This window comes from Rhizobacter sp. P2_D12, assembly GCF_056404395.1.
The window spans coordinates 1-21,480 of sequence record NZ_JBFUEB010000048.1; the positions used below are offsets into that span (position 1 = coordinate 1).

Consider the following 21,480-nt stretch of genomic DNA (forward strand, 5'->3'; position numbering starts at 1 on the left):
GCGATGCGAAGATGACCACTGCGCTGCTGGACCGGCTCACGCATCATTGCCACATCCTGGAGACCGGCAACGACAGCTACCGCTTCAAGAACAGCTCCGCTCAACCCACACTGCCCAAGAAGGAGTCCAAAGCCAAGAAGTTATCCACAACGTGAGCCAGCTTGGCTCGAAAACGGGTGGGTCAACATTGGATGGAAAACCCGGGTCAGCTCTCCGTGGAACTCAACATCCATAGCCGACAGACTCTCCTCAAACCCCAGAGGGTCCCTTCATTTCCCTCGCGACTTTGTGAGGGCGAGCCAAGCCGGTGCGGCGCTCTGTTCAGACCTGCTCAGCTTCCCGTTGCCATATGTCGCGCCCTGACGCCTTCGCGACAGCGGGATTCACCGTGTTTACAAGCCGCCGGCCGGCTTCTAGCATCGTCTGAGTTCCAGCACCGTGTTCTGCATCGCAGAACTTCGTCTCGCCGCCCATGCAGCAAGCCCATTTTTCTCACTGGCCCTCGGGCTTGCCGCGCCACCTGACGCTGCCGCGGACGAACCTGTTCGACAACCTGGCGGTGTCGGCGCGCCGCTATCCGGACAAGCCGGCGCTGATCTTCTACGACACGCCGATGCGCTACGCCGAGCTGCTGGACGGTGCCGAGCGCATCGCCGGCTGGCTGCAACGCGCCGGCGTGCAGGCCGGCGATCGCGTGCTGCTGTACCTGCAGAACAGCCCGCAGTGGGTGATGGCCTTCTACGCCATCCTGCGTGCCAACGCGGTGGTGGTGCCGGTCAACCCGATGAACCGCAGCGAGGAACTGCGCCACTACGTGCACGACAGCGGCGCGAGCGTCGCCTTCGTGCCGCAGGACCTGCTGGCGCAGATGGAGCCGCTGCTGGGCGAGGAGGGCCTGCAGCAGCTGGTGGTCGTGACCTACGCCGATGCCTTGCGCGAGCCGACCGACCTGCCGGTGCCCGACTTCGTCGCCGCGGCGCCGGTCGCGGTCGACGGCCCCGGGTTGAACGCCTGGCGCGACGTGCTGGCGCAGGGCCTGCGCCCGGGCCCGTTGACGGCCGGCCCGGACGACCTGTGCGTGATGCCCTACACCTCGGGCACCACCGGCCGGCCCAAGGGCTGCATGCACACGCACCGCAGCGTGATGAGCACGCTGGTCGGCGGCGTGCAGTGGTTCGGCCGCACGCAGGATGCCGTCTACCTGTCGGTGCTGCCGTTCTTCCACGTCACCGGCATGGCCGGCAGCATGAACGGCCCGCTGTTCCTGGGCGCAACGATGGTGGTGCTGGCGCGCTGGGACCGCAATGCCGCGGTGCAATGCCTGCAGCGCCACCGCGTCACCGTGCTGCAGGCGATCTCGACCATGGTGGTCGACTTCCTGTCCAACCCGCGCCTGCCCGAGTACGACCTGTCCAGCCTGCAGGGCATCCGCGGCGGCGGCGCGGCGATGCCGGCGGCCGTGGCCGCGCGTTTGCGCGAGCTGACGGGGCTCGACTACGTCGAGGGCTACGGCATGTCCGAGACGATGGGGGCGACCCACATCAACCCGCCGCAGCGCCCGAAGCCGCAGTGCCTGGGCATCCCGGTGTTCGACGTCGATGCGCGGGTGATCGACCCGGCGACGCTGGCCGAGGTGCCGGCCGGCGAGATCGGCGAGGTCGTCGTCCACGGCCCGCAGGTGATGCGCGGCTACTGGAACGACGCGGCGGCCACGCGCGACGCCTTCATCGCGCTCGACGGCCGCAACTTCCTGCGCACCGGCGACCTGGCGCAGGTCGATGCCGACGGCTACTTCTTCATGGTCGACCGGCTCAAGCGCATGATCAACGCGTCGGGCTTCAAGGTCTGGCCGGCCGAGGTCGAGGCGCTGATGTACCGCCACCCGGCCATCCTCGAGGCCTGCGTGATCGCCGCGCGCGACGAGCGCCGCGGCGAGACGGTGAAGGCGCTGGTCGTGCTGCGCGCCGAGCACCGCGGGCAGGTCGCCGAGCAGGACATCGTCGCGTGGTCGCACGCGCACATGGCGGCCTACAAGAGCCCGCGCATCGTCGAGTTCGTCGCATCGCTGCCCAAGTCGGGCAGCGGCAAGGTGATGTGGCGCGAGCTGCAGGAACGCGAACTCGCCACCGGTTCTACGACAAGAGGAGACCCACCATGACCCAGATTCCTGTGCTGCGCCGCCGTTCGCTGCTGCTGGCCGCGGGCGGCGCGGCGCTGGCCGCCCCGCTGCGCGCGCTGCGGGCCGAGAGCTTCCCGGGCAAGCCCATCACGCTGATCGTGCCGTGGCCGGCCGGCGGCTCGACCGACCGGCACCTGCGCACGCTGTCCGACATCGCCGGCAAGATCCTCGGGCAGAACATCATCGTGCAGAACCAGCCCGGAGCCGGCGGCACGCTCGGGCCGGGCCTGATGGCCACGACGGCCAAGCCCGACGGCTACACGATCGCGCAGTACCCGATGGGCATGCTGCGCCTGCCGCACATGCAGAAAGTGCCGTGGCACCCGATCAACGACTTCACCTTCATCATGGGCGTGTCGGGCTACACCTTCGGCTTCACGGTGCGCGCGGATTCACCGTTCAAGACCTTCAACGACTACATCGAGGCGGCACGCAAGGAGCCCGGCAGGATCGACTACGGCTCCACCGGCATCGGCACCTCGCCGCACCTGCTGATGGAAGAGCTGGCCGACAACGCCAAGGTCACGCTGAACCACATCCCGTTCAAGGGCAATGCCGACCTGCAGCAGGCGCTGCTCGGTGGCCACGTGATGGCGCAGAGCGACGCGACCGGCTGGGACAAGTTCGTCGACAACGGGCAGATGCGGCTGCTGGTGACCTTCGGCGAGAAGCGCACGAAGCGCTGGCCGAACGTGCCGACCGCGAAGGACCTGGGCTATGGCGTGGTGTCGAGTTCGCCGTACGGGCTGGTCGGGCCGAAGGGGATGGACCCGGCGGTCGTCAAGACGCTGCACGATGCGTTCAGGAAGGCCATGGACGACCCGCGCCACGTCGAGCTGCTGGAGCAGCTGAACCAGGAGGCCTGGTACCGCAGCGGCGACGACTACGCGAAGTGGGCGCGCGAGACCTTCGTGAAGGACAAGGTCTTGATCGAGCGGCTCGGTCTCGCGGCCAAGGCTTGAGAATGGCGCTGGTAGCCCGGATGCCAATCCGGGGTCGTGCCTGCGCAAGAAAACCGACATGAGCCTCCTCGCCCTGCTGTCCCCGTTGCCGCCAGAGCCGTATGTGCAGGCCTTGCGCCGGGCCGACCCCGACCTGGCGCTGTGGACCACCGAGGCCGACGCGCCCGCGGACCGCGTCCAAGCCATCCTCGCCTGGCGCCTGCAGCCGGGCCAGGTCGCGCGCTATCCGAACCTGCGCATGGTGTGCAGCATCGGTGCCGGTGTCGACAAGCTGATGCCGCCCGATCTGCCGGCGTCGGTCGCGCTGACGCGTGTCGTCGATCCGGGCCAGGGGCGCGAGATCGCGCAGTACGTGCTGGCCTGCACGCTGGGCTTCACGCGCGACCTGGCGCGCTATGCGCAGCAACAGGCCGCCGCGCAATGGCTGCGGCATCCGGTGCGGCCGGCGTCGCAGTGCCGTGTCGGCGTGCTCGGGTTGGGCGCGGTGGGCCAGGCGGTGGCGCGCGCCTTCCTGCCGCTCGGGTATCCCGTGGCAGGCTGGAACCGCCGCGGCGAGCCGGTGCCCGGTGTCGAGGTGTTCGCGGGCGATGCCGGGCTCGCGGCCCTGCTCGCGCGCAGCGACGTGCTCGTCTGCACGCTGCCGCTGACACCGGCCACGCGCGGGCTGCTGGATCGCGGCACGCTGTCGCAACTGCCGCGCGGCGCCTTCGTCGTCAGCGTCGGGCGCGGCGAGCACGTGGTCGAGGCCGACCTGCGGGCGCTGCTCGACGAAGGCCACCTGGCCGGCGCCGCGCTCGACGTGTTCGAACGCGAACCGCCCGATGCGGCGAACTGGGTGTGGCGCCATCCGAAGGTGGTGGCCACGCCGCACATCGCGGCCCAGGCCTCGTTCGACACCGTGGCCGCGCAGTGCCTCGATGCGCTGCGCCGCGCGCGCGAAGGTCTGCCGCAGCCGAACGCGGTCGACCGCTCGGCCGGGTACTGAGAACCTCACATGGACGCCGACTTCGAAACCCTCTCCGCGTTGATCCGTTCACACGCCCGGGCACGCCCTGCGCAGCCGGCATTGCGGCAGGACGACCAGGTGCTGGGCTATGCCCGGCTCGACGCGCTGATGGACCGCATCGCCGCCGCGCTGCAGCGCGATGCGGTGCAGCCCGGCGAGGCGGTCGCCGTGTGCGCCGGAACCTCGCTGCGCTACGCCGCGGTGTTCCTCGGCGCCTTGCGCGCCGGCGTGGTCGTGGCCCCGCTCGCGCCGTCGTCGACCGCCGACAGCCTGAAGGCGATGATCGACGATGCGCAGCCCCGCGTGCTGTTCGTCGACGCGGCGACCGGCCCGCTGATCCTCCCGCCAGGCGGGGTGCCGCGCATCGCGCTGGACGACGACGCGGCATTCGAGGCCTGGCTGGCCGCCCCCGGCACCGTGCCGCGCGACACCGCCGTGCCGCCCGAGGCACCGTTCAACATCATCTATTCGTCCGGCACCACCGGCGTGCCCAAGGGCATCGTGCAGTCGCACGGCATGCGCTGGTCGCACGTGCAGCGCGGGCGGCAGTATGGCTACGGCGCCGACGGCGTCACGCTGCTGGCGACGCCGCTGTACTCGAACACCACGCTGGTGGTGTTCTTCCCGACGCTGGCCTACGGCGGCTGCGTCGTGCTGATGGGCAAGTTCGATGCAGGTCGCTACCTGGCGCTGGCCGAGCAGCACCGAGCGACGCACACGATGCTGGTGCCGGTGCAGTACCAGCGGCTGATGGCCTTGTCGCAGTTCGGGCAGTTCGACCTCTCGGCCTTCGTCAACAAGTTCTGCACCAGCGCGCCGTTCGGCGCCGCGCTGAAGGCCGACGTGCTGGCGCGCTGGCCGGGCGGGCTGGTCGAGTTCTACGGCATGACCGAGGGCGGGGGCACCTGCATCCTGGCGGCGCACGAGCACCCGGACAAGCTGCACACCGTCGGCCAGCCGGCCGAGGGGCACGACATCCGGTTGATCGACGACGAGGGACGCGAGCTGCCGCCGGGTTCGACCGGCGAGATCGTCGGCCGTTCGCCCGGCATGATGCTGGGCTACCACCGCCAGCCGCAGAAGACGCGCGAGGCCGAGTGGTTCGATGCGCAGGGGCTGCGCTTCATCCGCACCGGCGACGTCGGCCGCTTCGATGCCGACGGCTTCATGGTGCTGCTCGACCGCAAGAAAGACCTGGTGATCAGCGGCGGCTTCAACATCTACCCGAGCGACCTCGAGGCGGTGCTGCGCGAGCACCCGGCGGTGGCCGAGGCGGCGGTGGTGGGCGTGCCGTCGGTGGAGTGGGGCGAGACGCCGGTCGCCTTTGTCGTGCTGCGCGCGCCGGCCGAAGCCGAGGCGCTGAAGCAATGGATGAACGCGCGCGTCGGCAAGACGCAACGCCTGGCCGATGTGAAGCTGATCGACGAGCTGCCGCGCAGCGCGATCGGCAAGGTGCTCAAGCGCGAACTGCGCGAGCGTTACTTGGGTCGCTGACGTTTCCAGGAATACCGACATGACTGCATCCCGCCTCTGCATCGCTGCCTGCGCCGCGCTGGTCTCGATCTGCGCATCGGCCCAGGAGCGCGCCTGCCTGATGGAAGGCAGCTTCACCGTGGCCAACGAGACCACCGAGGTCAAGGACTGCCTGCAGAACAACGGCGTCGCGCCGCCGCAGTTCAAGGAGACCTGCGCCTCGCTGGCGCAGGCGACGACGGCCTTCGGCGGGCCGCCCGCGAAGATCACCTACATGAACGCCTGCCCGCCGCAACCGCAGGGCGTTTGCGACGGCTTCTTCAGCCAGCCGATGGCGAGCTACTACTACAAGCGCGATCCGAAGACGCTGGCGACGACGAAGAGCAGCTGCGTCGCGCAGGGTGGCAAGTGGCGCTGAATGCCAAACACAACGCGGCCGGAATTTCTTGCAGGCGTGTGAAGGGCGGGTTGGCCTCTCGGGTATCCGGGCGTTTCCGGGTGCAGCTTCGGGGTTTCTCCTAGCATGCGCCCCGCCGCGGGTGTACGTCGCGGCCCGGCAGCAGTCGAAGGCCGGTCCTTGCTGCAAGAAACCTAGGACACCCCCCATGAAGAAGATCATCCTCAGCGCCTTCATCGCGATGGCCGCCACCGCCGGCGCGCACGCCGAAGGCATCTACGTCGGCGTGGCCGCCGGCGGCACGAACATCGACGTCGATTGCCAAGGCGCTCCCAGCTGCGACAAGAGCGACACCGGCTTCAAGCTGTTCGGCGGCTACAAGCTGACCGAGAACGTGGCCGTCGAGGCGCACTACGCCGACTACGGCAAGGCCAAGCTCAGCGGCAACGGCGCATCCCTCGACCTGAAGCTGTCGGGCTTCGGCCTCGGCGTGGCGCTGCTGGGCGACTTCGCGACCGACTGGAACGGCGTGGTCCGCGCGGGCATCGCACGCAACAAGGCGAAGGCGGACGGCTCGGCGCCGGGCTTCTCGGCCTCCGACTCGCAGAGCAAGACCAAGGGCTACATCGGCGCCGGCATCGGCTACAAGCTGACCAAGGAAGTCTCGCTGACCGCTGCCATCGACTACACCGAAGGCGAACTCGAAGGCGAGAAGGCCAAGGCCACGCTGTACACGATCGGCGTCAACTACGCGTTCTGACGCGCACTGCTGAACCGATGGCCGGCCGCGCGACGCGGGCCGGCTATTTTTTTGCGCGCTGCGCTTCGCCCCACAGCCCCTGGCATTGCTGCGCCAGCGGGCCGGAGGCGGCCGAGGCCGGCGGCGCGGGCGTCTTCTTCAGGCGCTTCTGCTCGGCGGCGTAGGCGCTGCTCTTGCGCAGCGTGGCCAGCTTGCCGAGCATCTTCTCGTCTTCGGGCACGTGGTACAGCCGCAGGTAGGCCACGTCGCGCTGGCCCTTCATCTCGGGGTAGAGCGCCTCGCAGCGCTGGTAGCTGGCGTCGTAGCGGGCGAGCTTCTTCGCGTCGAGGGTCAGCGCGTGGGCGCTGGCCGTGAACAGCGAGAGGGTGGCGACGAGGGGCAGGAGGAGGCGCATGGGGCTACGGCGGCTGCGGAGGGGTGCGCAAGCATAGCGTGGCCGACACAAGACCTGTATCGCCGAGCAGGCGCCGGTATCCATCGTGGAACGACTGGTGCTTTGGGGGCACTCAGTCCGCTGTTTCAATTTGAAGAAGTAGGTTCCATGCAGCATTTCAACAAAAAGGTTCACAGAGAAGTCAGCAAGGTACCGCTCATCGTCGCGTACGCCCTGACCCAGGGGGCATTTCCAGTCGATCGCTTGCGCGAGTCCAGCAAGAAATATTTGCGCGAGATCGGTGTGACAAGCACTGAGTCGACAGAAGTGACGGGCCAGAGCAGTCTCGACGTCGAGCGCCTGTATGTGGAAATCGACGCTTTCGAACGGAGCTATCAATGCGTCAGCCACCTGCGCGATAAGCGGCGGGCGCAGTGGGCTGTTTTCGAAGACAGGGTGCAACAGTGCGGGTGGGGGGAAAACATCGACGCCATCCTCAAGTACGTCAATGCCGGCATGGACGTGAAGGAGCCGCTGAACGCGCTTTGCAACCGCATCTCCGAAGTAACAGGCCAGAGTCGACCGCAGGCGGGTCAGGTGTTGGTTTGACCCGTTGATGCCGTCCACCGCGGCGACGCGGAACAGCATGCAGGTGTAACCCAATCGCGGCGCAGCCCCTACGCGCCGAGATCGTCCCTGGATGCAAACCCGACATCCCCCAGAGGTCTGGCGCCGCCGTGCGTCCAGCTTGCCTTCCCTGGCGTAACGCAAGGCAGCCGGCACACCACCGGCGTCCTTGCAACACACACCAGGAGATGCCATGACCCCCCATCGTTTCCGCGCCAGCCCGCTGGCGCTGGCCGCCTTGCTGGCCGTCTGCGCGACGGCCCAGGCCTCGAGCCACCGCGAGGCGCCGTTCATCGCGACGCAGCCCAAGGTCGACGCGACCGACTTCTACATGTTCCGCAGCTACGAGGCAGGCCGCAGCGACTACGTGACGCTGATCGCCAACTACCTGCCGCTGCAGGATGCCTACGGCGGCCCGAATTACTTCTCGATGGACCCGAACGCGCTGTACGAGATCCACGTCGACAACAACGGCGACGCGAAGGAAGACCTGACGTTCCAGTTCCGCTTCAAGAACACGCTGAACAACGTCAAGCTGCCGATCGGCGACAAGAACGTTGCGATCCCGCTGATCCAGGCCGGGCAGGTCACCGACGTGCGTTCGGCCTCGCTGAACCTGACCGAGACCTACACCGTCGACGTCGTGCGCGGCGACCGCCGCAGCGGCCAGCGCAGCAGCATCACCAACGCCGCGGGCGGCAGCGCCACCTTCGACAAGCCGGTCGACAACATCGGCGTCAAGACGCTGCCCGACTATGCCGGCTATGCGGCCAAGCACATCTACAACGTCAGCATCCCCGGTTGCGCGATGCCGGGCAAGGTGTTCGCCGGCCAGCGCAAGGACCCGTTCGCGGTCAACCTGGGCACCATCTTCGACCTGGTCAACGCGCCGGTCGACGTGATCACCGATCCGACCAAGATCAATGCGGCACCCAACACCATCGACGACAAGAACGTCACCACGCTCGCGCTCGAGGTGCACAAGAGCTGCCTGACCGCCGGCACCGACCCGGTGATCGGCGGCTGGACCAGCGCCAGCCTGCGCCAGGTGCGCCTGCTCGACCCGACGCCGAAGGCCGGCCACCAGACCACCGAGAAGGCCGGCGGCGCGTGGACCCAGGTGTCGCGCCTGGGCATGCCGCTGGTCAACGAGGTGGTGATCGGCCTGCCCGACAAAGACCGCTTCAACGGCTCGAAGCCGAAGGACGACGGGCAGTTCGCGACCTACGTGACGAACCCCTCGCTGCCGGCCTTGCTGGAGATCGCGCTGAAGCTGCCGGGCACCGCGCCGAAGAACCTGCCGCGCACCGACCTGGTGACGGCCTTCCTGACCGGCATCAAGGGCGTCAACCAGCCGGCCAGCGTGACGCCGTCGGAGATGCTGCGGCTGAACACCTCGATCGCACCGGTGGCCTTTGCGGACCAGAACCGGCTCGGCATCGTCGGCAACATCCTGGCCGGCGGCACCGACAACGCCGGCTTCCCGAACGGCCGCCGGCCGAAGGACGACGTGGTCGACGTCTCGCTGATCGCGGTGATGGGCGGGCTGTGCATGGCCAACGGCGACACCAATGCGCTCGGCTTCGGGGTCGACTGCAAGCCGGCCAACGTGCCGCTGGGCGCCACCTCGCTGAAGCTGCACGACGCCGTCGACCAGGCGGTGGTGCCGCTGCTGCCGGGTTTCCCGTACCTGTACACGCCCATCGGCGGTACGCATTGAGGAGCACGGCATGAACAAGCTTCTTCAAGCGATGGTGACGTCCGTGGTCGGTGCGGGGCTGATGGCGGGGTGCGGCGGTGGTGGTGGGTCAGGCGACCCGGCGCCGGATCCGGTGGAGACCGCGGTGCCCGTCAGTGCCGCGGCCACGCCTGCTGCTTACACCGAGTACGCCGCGGCACGCGTGAGCGTGGCGTCCGACAGCGGCGAGCCGCTAGGCCTGGACGCCATCACGAACGTGCCGACCAGCGAGACCGACGAACCGGTCGCGCTGTAGTGAGCCCGTAGCCCGGATGCCAATCCGGGTTGCATGGCCATGCCCCATCCCGGATTGGCATCCGGGCCACGAGGTGATGATGATTCGCTCGATCTTCCGGTGGTGGCCGGTCGCGCTGCTGCATGCCGCGCTGTGCCACGCCGCCCCCTTCATTCCGGCCGGCGACGACACCATCGTCGAACGCCTGCCGGCCCGCATCGGCAGCAGCGCCGACCGTCAGCAGCAGCGCGTGCTGCGCGAGCAACTGCGCCAGCACCCGGCCGAGCTGCAGCTCGCGACCCGGCTGGCCCGCGACGCCATTGCACGCGCCCGCCGCGACGGCGACCCGCGCGAACTCGGCCAGGCGCAGGCCGCCCTTGCGCCTTGGTGGAACCAGCCCCACCCGCCGGCACCCGTGCGCCTGCTGCGCGCCATCGTCCGGCAAAGCCAGCACGATTTCGGCCCGGCGCTGCAGGATCTCGAGGCGCTGTTGCAACCCGGGCCACAGCCCGTCGCGCTGGCCCTGCAGGCGCAGGCCGAGCTGACGCGTGCCTCGGTGCTGCAGGTGCAAGGCCGCTGGCGCGAGGCCGACGCCGGCTGCGAGCGGCTGCTGGGTGCGCATTACGCGAGCCTCGGTGCTGCGGTGCAGCGGCCGGCGCAGGTCTGCCGTGCGGAACTGATGAGCCTGCAAGGCCAGGCTGCGCAAGCAGCGACAGCCTTGGCTGCGTTGGCAAGGCAACCGGACGTGGACGCCGGCTGGCTGGCCCTCGTGCAGGCCGAACTGGCCGAGCGCCGCGGCGACGCGGCTGCCGGCGCGCTGTACCAGCAGGCGATCGCGGCCTCGGCCACGCCCGACGTCTACACGCTGGCTGCGTACGCCGACTGGCTGCTCGCGCAGCACCGCGAGCGCGAGGTCGCATCGTTGCTGGCCGGTCGCGAGGATGCCGACGCCCTGTTGTTGCGGCTGGCGATCGCCTGGAAGCGCAGTGCCGACCCGCGCGCGCCGCAAGCCATCGCCACGCTGGCGGCGCGTTTCGACGCGGCCCGCCTGCGCGGCGACCGCAGCCATGGTCGCGAGCAATCGCGCCACGAGCTCGAACTGGCTGGCGATGCGCAGGCCGCACTGGCCACGGCGCAGTCCAACTGGGCAGTCCAGAAGGAACCCGCAGACGCGCTGGTGCTGGTGCGCGCCGCGCTGGCGGCGAAGCAACCGCAGGCGGCGCAACCGGTGTGGCAGCTGGCGCGCGACACGGGCTGGCAGGATGTGCGCTTGCAGGCGCTGGCCGGGAGCGGCTCATGAACGCACGCCACCTGCTGATCGCCTGCCTGGGCCTGTTGCCCTTCATTGCACAGGCCCACAAGCCGAGCGACGCCTACCTGCAGCTGAAGGTCGAGGGGGCTGTCGTCGAGCAGCGCTTCGACATCGCGCTGCGTGACCTGGAGCGTGAACTCGCGCTCGACGCCAACGACGACGGGCAGCTGGCATGGGGTGAGGTGCGGACCCGCTGGGCCGACATCGACCGGCTGTCGCTGCAAGGACTGTCCGTGCAAGCCGACGGCGCACCCTGCGCGCCGGGTGCTGCCGGCCCGCAGCAGCTCGACGAGCACAGCGATGGCCGCTATGCGGTGCTGACGCGCCGCTGGACCTGCCCCGCACCGGTGCAGGCCTTGACGCCCGTCTACCAGCTGTTCGCGCAGAGCGACCCGACGCACCGCGGCATCGTCCGCGTGCAACACGACGGGCGTGACGAGACGGCGGTGCTGGTGCCTGGTGCGACACCGCGCAGCTTCGGCGTGGCAGTCACCGCCCCGTCCGCCTTCCTCGGCTTCATCACCGAAGGCGTGCACCACATCCTGATCGGCAGTGACCACATCCTGTTCCTGCTCGCGCTGCTGCTGCCGGCGGTGCTGGCGTCGCCGCGCCTGAAGCCGGTGCTGGCCGAGGTGCTGCGCGTCGTCACGGCCTTCACCGTGGCGCACTCGATCACGCTGGCGCTCGCGGCCTTCGACGTCGTGAACCCGCCGTCGCGCTGGGTCGAATCCATCATCGCGGCGAGCGTGGTGTTCGCGGCGCTGAACAACCTGGTGCCGATGGTGCGCGAGGGCCGGTGGAAGCTGACCTTCGCGTTCGGGCTGGTGCATGGCTTCGGCTTCGCCGGCGCGTTGAAGGACGCCGGGCTCGCGCAAGGCGCGCTCGCGCTGCCGCTGTTCGGCTTCAACCTGGGCGTGGAAGCCGGGCAGCTCGCCATCGTCGCGGTCTTCGTGACGACCGTGTGGGCGCTGCGGACGACGCGCTTCTACCAACAGGTGCTGCTGCGCGGCGGCTCGGCCCTGATTGTGCTGATCGCGATGCTGTGGCTGACCGAGCGGGCCTTCGACATCAAGCTGGGTTCCGCGAGCGCGCAGGCGGCGAGCGACGCGGCGCTGGCCCCGGTGGAGGTCATCGGCCACTACCTGAACGGTGTCGGCACCTCGAGCGCCGCCAGCGAAGGCAGCGTCACCGCCAAGTTGATCGCCAACCGCCCCGCGCTGCGGCCGGCCGAGGTGCTGGAGTTCGTGCCCGGGTTGATCGTCACGCAGCACAGCGGCGACGGCAAGGCCAACCAGTATTTCCTGCGCGGCTTCAACCTCGACCACGGCACCGACTTCGCGACTTACGTCGACGGCATGCCGGTCAACATGGTGAGCCATGCGCACGGGCAGGGCTACAGCGACCTGAACTTCCTGATCCCGGAGCTGGTGCAGCGCATCGACTACCGCAAGGGGCCGTACTTCGCGGCCGATGGCGACTTCGCATCGGCCGGCACGGCGCGCATCGCGCTCATCGACGAGATGCCGCGCGGCGTCGCGAAGCTGACGCTGGGCGAGCACGGCTACCGGCGCGCCTTGCTGGCCGACAGCACCGCCTTCGGCGAGGGGCATCTGCTGGGCGCGCTGGAACTGCACGGCAACGACGGCCCGTGGGATCAGCTGGAGAACCTGCACAAGGTCAATGGCTGGCTGCGCTATGGCGAGCAAACCGCGGCCGGCTCGCGCAGCCTGAGCTTCATGGCCTACAACTCGCGCTGGTCGGCGACCGACCAGATCCCGCAACGGGCGGTGGATGACGGGTCGGTGGGGCGCTTCGGCACGCTGGACCCGAGCGACGGCGGCAGCACGCAGCGCATCAGCCTGTCGGCACAGCAGACGCGCTTGCTCGATGACGGCGACTGGCGCGTCAGCGCGTACGCGATCCGCTCGCGCTTGAATCTGTTCTCCGATTTCGCCTACGTGCTGGACGATCCGGTCAACGGTGACCAGTTCGAGCAGGCCGAGCGGCGCCAGGTGCTGGGCGGCGAGGCGAGCCGGCGCTGGAACGTGAAGCTGGGCGGGCGCGAGCAGCAGTTCAGCCTCGGCCTGCAGCTGCGGCATGACCGGTTGAGCCCGGTGGGGCTGTACTCGGCGGCGCAGGGGCAGCGGCTGGCGGTGAAGCAGGAGAGCCAGGTGCGGCAGGCGTCGGCCGGCATCTACGGCGAATGGGCGACGAGTTGGACGGCGTGGTTGAAGAGCGTGGCCGGCCTGCGCGCCGACCGTGCGCATTTCTCGGTCGGCAGTTCGGTGGCGGGCAACAGTGGGCGCGTGAGCGACAGCATCGCGTCGCCGAAGCTGTCCTTGATCTTCGGGCCATGGGCGAAGACCGAGTTCTTCGCGAACTACGGCAACGGCTTCCACAGCAACGATGCGCGCGGCACGACGGCGGCGGTCGACCCGGTGCCGGGCCTGGTGCGCAGCCGCGGTGGCGAGCTGGGGCTGCGCAGCGAGATCGTGCCGGGCCTGCAGAGCTCGCTCGCGCTGTGGCGGCTGGACCTGGATTCGGAGCTGGTCTTCGTCGGCGATGCGGGCACCACCGAGCCCAACCGTGCGAGCCGGCGCAGCGGCATCGAGTGGAACAACCACTGGCAGCTGGAGGCGCTGGGTGGGCGGGCATGGCGGGGCTGGTTGCTGGACGTGGACCTGGCGGCGTCGCGGGCACGCTTCACCCACAGTGCGCCGGAGGGCGATCACGTGCCCGGGGCCGTCAACCACGTGGTGTCCGCAGGCATCACCTGGGCCGATGCGGACTCGCCGTGGTTCGGGCAGTTCCAGCTGCGCCACTTCGGGCCGCGCGACCTGATCGAGGATGGCTCGCAGCGGTCGAGCGCGACAACGTTGGCCTACCTGCGCGGCGGCTGGCGTGCGACGCGCAGCCTGACTTTCAGCGTCGACGTGTTCAACCTGTTCAACCGCGAGGCGAGCGACATCGACTACTACTACGAGTCGCAGCGGCCGGGCGAGGCGGGGCCGGTGGCGGATCGGCATTTCCATCCGGTGGAGCCGCGGAGTGTGCGGCTGACGATGGCTTGGCAGTTTCCTTGACGACGTGCTTGGGACAGGCGTCCCCGCGATGTGCCAGAACGAAGGTGTGTTGGCACGGGTCGGGGCGAACGGTTACCAAGACAGCTTCGGCGACAGCGCTCCAGCGAGCGATCTCGAGCCGACCACCACTCCTGGCAACCACCCCGCCGGAGTTCCTCATCAGCAGTCGGAGCAGTAGCAGTGATTTCAGCAGATATGAGAATGGGCCAAGGGCGTCCGGCAGGTGTTGCCGGGCAACAGGTCGGCGAAGCATGGTGCGGCAAGTACTCGAACGGGAAGATGAAGCGCCCCCCTGGAACTGCAGCCGGAACTGCAGTTGCAGTCTGTCAGGTAAGACTGCAGGCGAGCATGGCATGCGAGGAAGTGCATCCATTGCGAGGCCAACCCAAGTCGATCTTGCGCCAGTCACCAGCCCCACATCCTTCCTTCAGCCCCGAAATCGAAGCTTTGGGTGCTGCTGAAAGGACGATTCAAGCTGCGCGTCTGACAGTTTCCTCTGGTAACTTGGGGGAGCATCTTGTTCAACTGACGCGGGCACTGAGCCATGACGTTTTGCAAGCAGAAGAGAGTGGCGTCGGCTCGGCGGCAGGGCTTGAACGCGCCTGCGACGAGCTGTGTCTCCGTCTCGCGGAGTTGGTGGCGGGCAACGACGTTGACGGCTACGTCGATGCGTTGACCTTGGCCTCCGCTTCCATCAATGCAGATATCAATCAGTTCGCCACGTCAGAGCACGACATCCAGTGGACGGATGTTGACCAGCTACGCAGCGCCGCAGCGCCGACGGGTGGGGCCACCGCCAAGTCAGTTCGATGGCCTGACAAGCAACCCCACGACATCACAGTAGAAGGCGAGACGCTGAAGAGTGACCAGTTCGACGAGTGCCGCGGATTCGATGCCCTGTTCGATACCTTGCTGACCGAGATCGATGAACTGTCGAGCAGCTTTCGCAAGTTCGGTCCTGGGGCGGTCGGCTCCACGTTGGGCCGCCGGCTCAAGGTTCTTGCTGCCAAGCTTGAAGGCATGGAGTGTCGCTACAACGACACCCTTCCCGGATGGAAATCCGCGCTCGGCGCCTGCAGCAAGATGTATCGCAAAAAGCTGGAAGAGGCAGCGCTGCAGGAAGACGCCACCAGTTTCCAGTTCTTCCTTGGTGAGATGGCCCAGGAGGTTCAGCGACGAAAGTTGGCAGGCAATGAAGGGCCTGCTGGAAGAGGTCCAGGTGCCAAAGACTTCGGTTTTGCGCAGCTGTACGGCCTGGGCGCGCGTGTGGTCGCTGTTGCAACCGATGAGGACGCGCGTCAGGGAGGGCGAGCCGAAGGCGTGCTGACCTTGTCCTGTGTCAGCCTCAGCCAGCTGTACAACGAGTTCCTGGAGAACCTGCGGGTTGGGCTGGGCGGCGAGAACGCCGGAGACAAACTCTACGAGCTGAAGAGGAATCGCAAGGGTCACTTCCGTGCCCTGTTCCAGGCAGCAAAGAAAGGAAACGTGGAACGCTTCGTGGCGTCACTGAACCTGTTCTTCGAGGATGTAGCGAAAATACTGAACGGACCGGGTCGACACGACGATGAGATCGAGCGTTCGTTCGCCGTGGATGGGCAGATATCGAGCGCGACGACGACCGCGAAGCCTGCTGCTTCCAGCTCTCCCAAGGCTCCCAAGGAGCAAGCCATCGAAGCAGTTGGATCCATCTTTCTGCGAGGGCTGGACCTTGCGAGTGCAAATCAGGAGACACTCGCCAGCATTCATGCGCAACTGGAGAGCGACATCTCGGAAATCGATGCGAAGTGCGGATCTGCCTATTCGGGTGAGCTCAATGCGCTGAGAGATCGGTTGATCGAGGCGATCCAGGTGCCGAGTGGGTTTGGCTACGCGATGGTGCTGGACGAATTCCTGACTTCGATCAACGCGAGCTGAGTCAAAGCGGGCCTTTTGTCACAGGCAATTCGACCGGCTCTTCTGTGTTCAGACCGAGCGCTTGAGTCTGGCGATCCTCGCACCGATACCCACGGTGCGAGGTCGCCTCGCCGAGGAGATCCGATTGAAGATCCGCTTCCGTCCAACGGCCACGAGCATCGCCGCGGCTGCCGCATGGATCGGCGCCCTGCCGGCATGCGCAGCCGACACCATCACCCCCGACCGCCCCGACTTCGTCGAATCCAGCGACGTCGTCGGCCGTGGTCGCGTGCAGATCGAGACCGGCTTCATCAGCGAGCGCAATGACGCCGACGGCCTGAAGACCCGGACCCGCAGTACGCCGACGCTGCTGCGCCTGGGCTTCAGCGACGACATCGAGTTCCGCGTCGAGACCGACGGCTTCCTGCGCACCCGCGTGCAGGACACCGCTACCGGCGTCACGCAGACCGAGCGTGGCTTCGCCGACACCGCGCTGGGTTTCAAATGGCGCATGCAGGAAGGCGACGAAACCAAGGGCCAGGCCGGCATGGCCTGGCTCGTCCACGTCGACATCGATTCCGGCTCCGCCGCCTTCCGCGGCCAGGGCCTGCGCCCGTCGCTGCGCTTCGTCGCCGAATGGGACCTGCCGCAGGACTTCTCCATCGGCGTGATGCCCGGCATCGTGGCCGACAAGAACGACGAAGGCCACCGCTTCGCATCCGGCATGTTCGCCGTGACCGTCGGCAAGGCCTTGTCGCCGGCCTGGCACGGCTTCGTCGAGATCGCCGGCCAGCAACTGGCCAGCCGGCGCAACGGCGGCAACGTCGTCAGCTTCGACTTCGGCGCCAGCTACCTCGTCAATGACTCGCTGCAACTGGACATCGCCGCCTCGCGCGGCCTGACCCGCGACACGCCCGATTTCCAGTGGGGCGCCGGCCTGTCCTTCCGCTTCTGAACGCGTCGCGTGGAATAGACCCACCCGCTGGCCCGTACACCCGCTTGCAGGCAGGGGCATGCAACGCCACGCATCCACTGCGCACTGCGAGGCGTAGAACCTGGAACACCGCCCCCGGTCTTCGGTCAGGAGCTGTCCATGCCTGTCGACGATTCCGCCCGATCTGCCCTGGTCCACCGGCCGCGCAGCCGCGTGCTGCTGGTCGAGGACGACATGACCAACGTGCTGGTCGCCACCGGCGCCCTGGAGCTGTACGGCTGCCAGGTCGTCACCGTCTCCAACGGCGAGCAGGCGCTGGACGCGGTGCAGGCGATGGCTGCCTTGCAGGATGGGGGCCACCACGCTGCCTTCGACCTGGTGCTGATGGATTTCCACATGCCGGTGATGAACGGCCTGCAGGCCACGCGGGCCATCCGCGCCTGGGAGGCCCGCACCAGCCGCGCGCCGCTGCCGATCGTCGCGATCACCGCGAGTGCGATGCCGGAAGAGCGCGAGGCCTGCATGGCGGCTGGCATGGACGACGTGCTGCTCAAGCCGTTCCGGTTCGTGGAGGTGTCGAACATCCTGCAGCGGTGGGTGGGGCGGGCTGGGTGAGTGGTCGTCCCCGGGTACAGAAGACAGCGTGAGCGGATCGTTGCATCTTTCGCGTTACCTACGCGTGCCATCACGACGGAACAACTTTCCCCATGTCTCGTACTTCAGACAAGATCGCCCGCCACGGCAATCACCCATTCTTGAGGTCGAGCGCAGCTGACAGTCCGCCTGTTTCGAAAAGAGCCTCTCTCTCCATGCAGCGCCAAAGCGCCGAAGACTTGCTGCTCGATTTCCGGATCCGGCAGGCGTCCAAAGCAGCTGCACTCAATCGCATTCAGCATACAGACCGGGAACTCGTTTCCGATGCATTGGAGATCCTGCGCGCTCATTCTTCCTTGACGGAGGAGTGCCGAGCGGAGGTCGCAGCATCTCTTCAGCGCACATTTCAGACCGTCTCAAGCGGCATCAACGACGCATTGGGCGACTACCTTGACCAGACGGACGCTGACGTTCAACAGGCTGTGCTGCTGCTGCTGGTTCATCGAGGTGAGATGCTCAAGGCGAACATCGATGAAGATCCCCGCAAGTTTCGAGAGGCCGCTTCAACCCTGATGGCTCAGATGGATCTCGCGCGGATCATGTGGATGGGAGAGGCGCATTTGGCAATCGCATGCTGGGGGCTTGACGACATCGTCAATGTCCTGAGATCGGCGACTGGTACCGCCGCAAGGCTTCACGACTTGTGCGGGTCTATCCTGAAGAACCATCTCGCCAGGGTCGACAGTGATTTGGGCGATCTGCTGAGCAGGCCCGCCGCACGCTGGACGAATGAGCGCATTCGTGCTTTGGTACCAGCCTATGGTAGACGGATGAGCGATGCCGCCGCGGTTGGGGACCTACAGGCCTATGCTTGTGTGTTCAGTGCCCTGATGGAAGCGCTCGCAGAGCTTCGTGCCACGCTGCGCGTCAGCACTGAGCAGTCGATGCCGGCGAGATCGATGCGTCAAAAGACGTACAAGAACGTTGCATTTGCTGACATGGCGGAGATGCGAGCCGTGCGCATCCCGAATGCGGCGATGGCGTCGCGCGCGCGCTTCGAGAAGGCATGGCTCTGCGCCGCACGCGCCCAGGAGGCCGCCCGGCAAGGCAATTCCGAAGATGTCTTCGGGAACTTGCGCGGGTCATTCAACGCGACGAAGCGCGCATATCACCGCATGATGGATGCGATGCCGATGAACCTGCGAAGGGAGCAGGGGGGAATCCGCACGCAGTGGCGGGCGAGCTGCGCGGCCATGCTCGGTGCGATAGCTGCCGGTGATGCAGCGGCTTATGTGGATGCGTTGGATGCGTTCCTGCGCGAAGCGGGCAGAAATCCTGAAGGCCAGGCCCGATTGATTGGCATCTCGTTCCAGGACCGCCTGGTCACCACCAAGGTCTCCGATCGTCATCATGTGCTTGCAGGCAGCAAGGCCTGACCTGCCAACGCAGCACCCCTTCGTTTGCCAAGTTTGCGGGCCGATGGCAGCATCTGCGGCCCACACCGCTGCGTGAACGGAGTCCAGGCATGACGTGCCGGTCCAGGTTGCTTGCCTTGCTATCCAGGTTTTCGATTTCGTTGCTGCTCGCGTCAGGCGCGATCGCGGTCCATGCCCAGGCGTCCGACGACCCCGACACCCTCCTCGAATCCGCCCGGCAGCGCGTCGATTCGATCGAGAAGCGCCTGCAATCCGACAGCCCCGACGCCGAGCTGGTCGCGATGCGCGACGCGCTGCTCGAGATCCAGCAGCGCGCCGAGCAGATCGCGCAGACCCAGGCGCCCGACCTGGCGCGCGCCCAGGCCCGGCTCAGCGAGCTGGGCGCCGCGCCCGACGGCAAGCACGAGGACGCCGACGTCGCCGAGCAGCGTGACGGCCTGCGCAAGACCACCGAGGCGCTGGACGCCCGCATCAAGCTCGCGCGGCTGCTGTCGGTCGAAAGCCTGCAGCTGGCCGACCAGGCCGCCAAGCAGCGGCGCTCGCGCTTCCAGGCACACCTGTTCGAGCGCACCGACGCCTTGCTCAGCGCCTCGTTCTGGCGCGAACTGGGCACGCTGTTCACGCACGACGACGGCCCGCCGGCCGCATGGCGCAGCCAGCTGGCCGCCGCGTTCGAACGCATGTCGGCGCCTGCCTGGCTGGCCTTCGCCGGCGTCGCGCTGATCGGCATCGCGCTGCGCATGGCGCTCAGCCGCGTGGTCGCGCGGCTCGTGGCCTCGCACAGCCCCGCGGCACGTGTGCGCCGCACGCTGCTCGCACTGGCACAGACGGCGCTGTGGATGATCGTCCCCGGCGCCGTCGCCTGCGGCCTGGCGCTCGGCCTCAACTGGCAGCGCCCGGTGCCCGAACCGCTGCACGCGCTGTTGGCCACCCTCGTCGGTGCGGTCGTGTTCTCGTCCTACCTCGCCGGCCTGGGCCGCGCGCTGCTGGCCGCCGATCGTCCCGCGTGGCGGCTGCTGCCGGTGCCCGACACGGTGGCCACCGGGTTGCGGCGCCAACCGGTGTTCATCGGCCTGTTCACGCTGGTCGGCTGGCTGATGCAGCGCCTGGCGGCGCTGGCCCAGGCCGATCTCGCGGCCGAGGTGGCAATCAACTGCCTCTATGCGCTCGTGCTGGCGGCGCTGGTCGCCCGCAGCCTGCGTCGTGGCGAGATGCTGCGTCGCCAGTCCGCCGCGTCGGCCGATCCGGTGCTGCCGCGCCCTCTGTGGGCCTCGCTGCTGTTCACCGCCGTCTGGCTCGCGCTGGTCGCCAGCGTGCTCAGCACGGTGCTCGGCTACGTCGCGCTCGGCGGCTTCGTCGCGCGCCAGGTGGTCTGGGCGTTCACCGTCGGGCTCACCGCCTACCTGCTCAACCTGCTGATCGCCGACGTCTTCAACACCTGGGTGCGCTCACCGGCCGTCACCGGCGTGGAGCCGGAAGAACCGGTGGAACCGCTGCCCGGCGTCGCGGTGTCGCCCTCGCACCTGCGCAACCAGGTGGCGGTGGTGGCCTCGGGCGGGTTGCAGCTGGCGATCCTGTTGGTCGCGCTGGTGCTGGTCCTCGCGCCCTTCGGCGAAGGGCCCGGCGACCTGTGGCAGCGACTCGGCCAGCTGGACGTCGGCGTCGCGGTCGGCGAGCTGCAGGTGCGGCCGGTGGCGGTGCTGCGCGCGCTGCTGGTGTTCGGCCTCAGCATGCTGGCGCTGCGCGCGCTCAAGCGCTGGCTGACGCAGAGCTTCCTGCCGACCACGCGGCTCGATGCCGGCATGCGCAGTTCGACGACCACGCTGTTCGGTTTCGTTGGCACGGTGATCGCGATCGCCTTCGGGCTGTCGGCGGTGGGCCTGGCGCTCGACAAGATCGCGTGGATCGCCAGTGCGCTGTCGGTGGGCATCGGCTTCGGCCTGCAGGCGGTGGTGTCGAACTTCGTCTCCGGCCTGATCCTGCTGGCCGAGCGCCCGGTGAAGGTGGGCGACTGGGTCACGCTCGGCGGCATCGAGGGCGACATCCGCCGCATCAACGTGCGTGCCACCGAGATCCAGATGGGCGACCGCTCGACGGTGATCGTGCCGAACTCCGAGTTCATCACCAAGATCGTCCGCAACGTCACGCACGACAGCCCGCTCGGCCTGGTGCAGATCAAGCTGCCGATGCCGCTGGACACCGACACCGGCCGCGTGCGCGACCTGCTGCTGCAGGCCTTCGAGCAGCACGACGAGGTGCTTGAGAACCCGCCGCCCAAGGTCTACCTGGACGGCTTCGACAGCGGCAACCTGGTGTTCAACGCGACCGGCTACGTGGTGTCGCCGCGCCAGGCCTATGCGGTGAAGAGCGCGCTGCTGTTCCGCGTGCTGGGCGACCTGCGCGAGGCGGGGCTTGCGATGTCGAAGCCGACGGCGCTGCTGTTGCGCGAAGCCTCTTCGCAAGTCACGTAGCCCGGAT

At 67.9% G+C, this 21,480-nt stretch carries 18 protein-coding genes; 17 read left to right on the forward strand and 1 reads right to left on the reverse strand.

From position 1 onward, the window contains the following. The 7 genes from AC1DYN_RS16950 to AC1DYN_RS16980 all read left to right on the forward strand — a co-directional run. Window positions 1-155: ATP-binding protein (locus tag AC1DYN_RS16950; protein ID WP_477961639.1), on the forward strand; the 155-nt coding region annotated here is incomplete at its 5' end. A gap of 317 nt (window positions 156-472) precedes the next feature. After that, entirely contained in the window at window positions 473-2,158 is a 1,686-nt protein-coding gene (locus AC1DYN_RS16955; RefSeq protein ID WP_477961578.1) for a long-chain fatty acid--CoA ligase, read from the forward strand. Continuing rightward, window positions 2,155-3,141: a tripartite tricarboxylate transporter substrate binding protein gene (locus tag AC1DYN_RS16960; RefSeq protein WP_477961580.1), complete on the forward strand. Its 987-nt coding sequence runs from the start codon at window positions 2,155-2,157 to the stop codon at window positions 3,139-3,141. Before AC1DYN_RS16955 ends, AC1DYN_RS16960 begins: the two co-directional genes overlap by 4 nt. 58 nt (window positions 3,142-3,199) lie before the next feature. Further along, entirely contained in the window at window positions 3,200-4,126 is a 927-nt protein-coding gene (locus tag AC1DYN_RS16965) for a 2-hydroxyacid dehydrogenase (protein WP_477961582.1), read from the forward strand. A gap of 9 nt (window positions 4,127-4,135) precedes the next feature. Beyond that, entirely contained in the window at window positions 4,136-5,641 is a 1,506-nt protein-coding gene (locus AC1DYN_RS16970; protein WP_477961584.1) for a class I adenylate-forming enzyme family protein, read from the forward strand. 19 nt (window positions 5,642-5,660) lie between these two features. After that, window positions 5,661-6,038: a hypothetical protein gene (locus AC1DYN_RS16975; RefSeq protein ID WP_477961586.1), complete on the forward strand. Its 378-nt coding sequence runs from the start codon at window positions 5,661-5,663 to the stop codon at window positions 6,036-6,038. A gap of 187 nt (window positions 6,039-6,225) precedes the next feature. Then, on the forward strand, window positions 6,226-6,777 hold the full coding sequence (locus AC1DYN_RS16980; protein WP_477961588.1) for a porin family protein: 552 nt from the start codon (window positions 6,226-6,228) through the stop codon (window positions 6,775-6,777). 43 nt (window positions 6,778-6,820) lie between these two features. On the opposite strand, the gene AC1DYN_RS16985 is transcribed toward AC1DYN_RS16980, so the two are convergent. After that, window positions 6,821-7,171, reverse strand: coding sequence for a hypothetical protein (locus AC1DYN_RS16985; RefSeq protein ID WP_477961590.1), 351 nt, complete (start codon window positions 7,169-7,171; stop codon window positions 6,821-6,823). 147 nt (window positions 7,172-7,318) lie between these two features. Here AC1DYN_RS16985 and AC1DYN_RS16990 point away from each other — a divergent pair, with 147 nt between their 5' ends. The 10 genes from AC1DYN_RS16990 (at window position 7,319) to AC1DYN_RS17035 (ending at window position 21,473) form a co-directional block, all read left to right on the forward strand. Beyond that, window positions 7,319-7,759, forward strand: coding sequence for a hypothetical protein (locus tag AC1DYN_RS16990; protein WP_477961592.1), 441 nt, complete (start codon window positions 7,319-7,321; stop codon window positions 7,757-7,759). A gap of 211 nt (window positions 7,760-7,970) precedes the next feature. Further along, window positions 7,971-9,497 (forward strand): DUF4331 domain-containing protein, encoded by a 1,527-nt coding sequence (locus AC1DYN_RS16995; protein ID WP_477961594.1) that lies wholly within the window; start codon window positions 7,971-7,973, stop codon window positions 9,495-9,497. A gap of 10 nt (window positions 9,498-9,507) precedes the next feature. After that, window positions 9,508-9,771: a hypothetical protein gene (locus tag AC1DYN_RS17000; RefSeq protein ID WP_477961596.1), complete on the forward strand. Its 264-nt coding sequence runs from the start codon at window positions 9,508-9,510 to the stop codon at window positions 9,769-9,771. A gap of 79 nt (window positions 9,772-9,850) precedes the next feature. After that, on the forward strand, window positions 9,851-11,050 hold the full coding sequence (locus tag AC1DYN_RS17005) for a hypothetical protein (RefSeq protein WP_477961598.1): 1,200 nt from the start codon (window positions 9,851-9,853) through the stop codon (window positions 11,048-11,050). Then, window positions 11,047-14,145, forward strand: a complete 3,099-nt coding sequence (locus AC1DYN_RS17010; protein WP_477961600.1) for a TonB-dependent receptor domain-containing protein — start codon at window positions 11,047-11,049, stop codon at window positions 14,143-14,145. The genes AC1DYN_RS17005 and AC1DYN_RS17010 overlap by 4 nt, the downstream gene beginning before the upstream one ends. 201 nt (window positions 14,146-14,346) lie before the next feature. Next, complete coding sequence (locus tag AC1DYN_RS17015) at window positions 14,347-16,059, forward strand: hypothetical protein (protein WP_477961602.1); 1,713 nt, start codon at window positions 14,347-14,349, stop codon at window positions 16,057-16,059. Between the two features lie 124 nt (window positions 16,060-16,183). After that, window positions 16,184-16,993, forward strand: a complete 810-nt coding sequence (locus AC1DYN_RS17020) for a transporter (protein WP_477961604.1) — start codon at window positions 16,184-16,186, stop codon at window positions 16,991-16,993. A gap of 138 nt (window positions 16,994-17,131) precedes the next feature. Further along, window positions 17,132-17,587, forward strand: a complete 456-nt coding sequence (locus tag AC1DYN_RS17025) for a response regulator (RefSeq protein WP_477961606.1) — start codon at window positions 17,132-17,134, stop codon at window positions 17,585-17,587. Between the two features lie 194 nt (window positions 17,588-17,781). Further along, on the forward strand, window positions 17,782-19,002 hold the full coding sequence (locus AC1DYN_RS17030; protein WP_477961608.1) for a hypothetical protein: 1,221 nt from the start codon (window positions 17,782-17,784) through the stop codon (window positions 19,000-19,002). A 140-nt stretch (window positions 19,003-19,142) separates the two neighbouring features. Next, window positions 19,143-21,473, forward strand: a complete 2,331-nt coding sequence (locus AC1DYN_RS17035; RefSeq protein ID WP_477961610.1) for a DUF3772 domain-containing protein — start codon at window positions 19,143-19,145, stop codon at window positions 21,471-21,473. The last annotated feature ends 7 nt before the right edge of the window (window positions 21,474-21,480 follow it).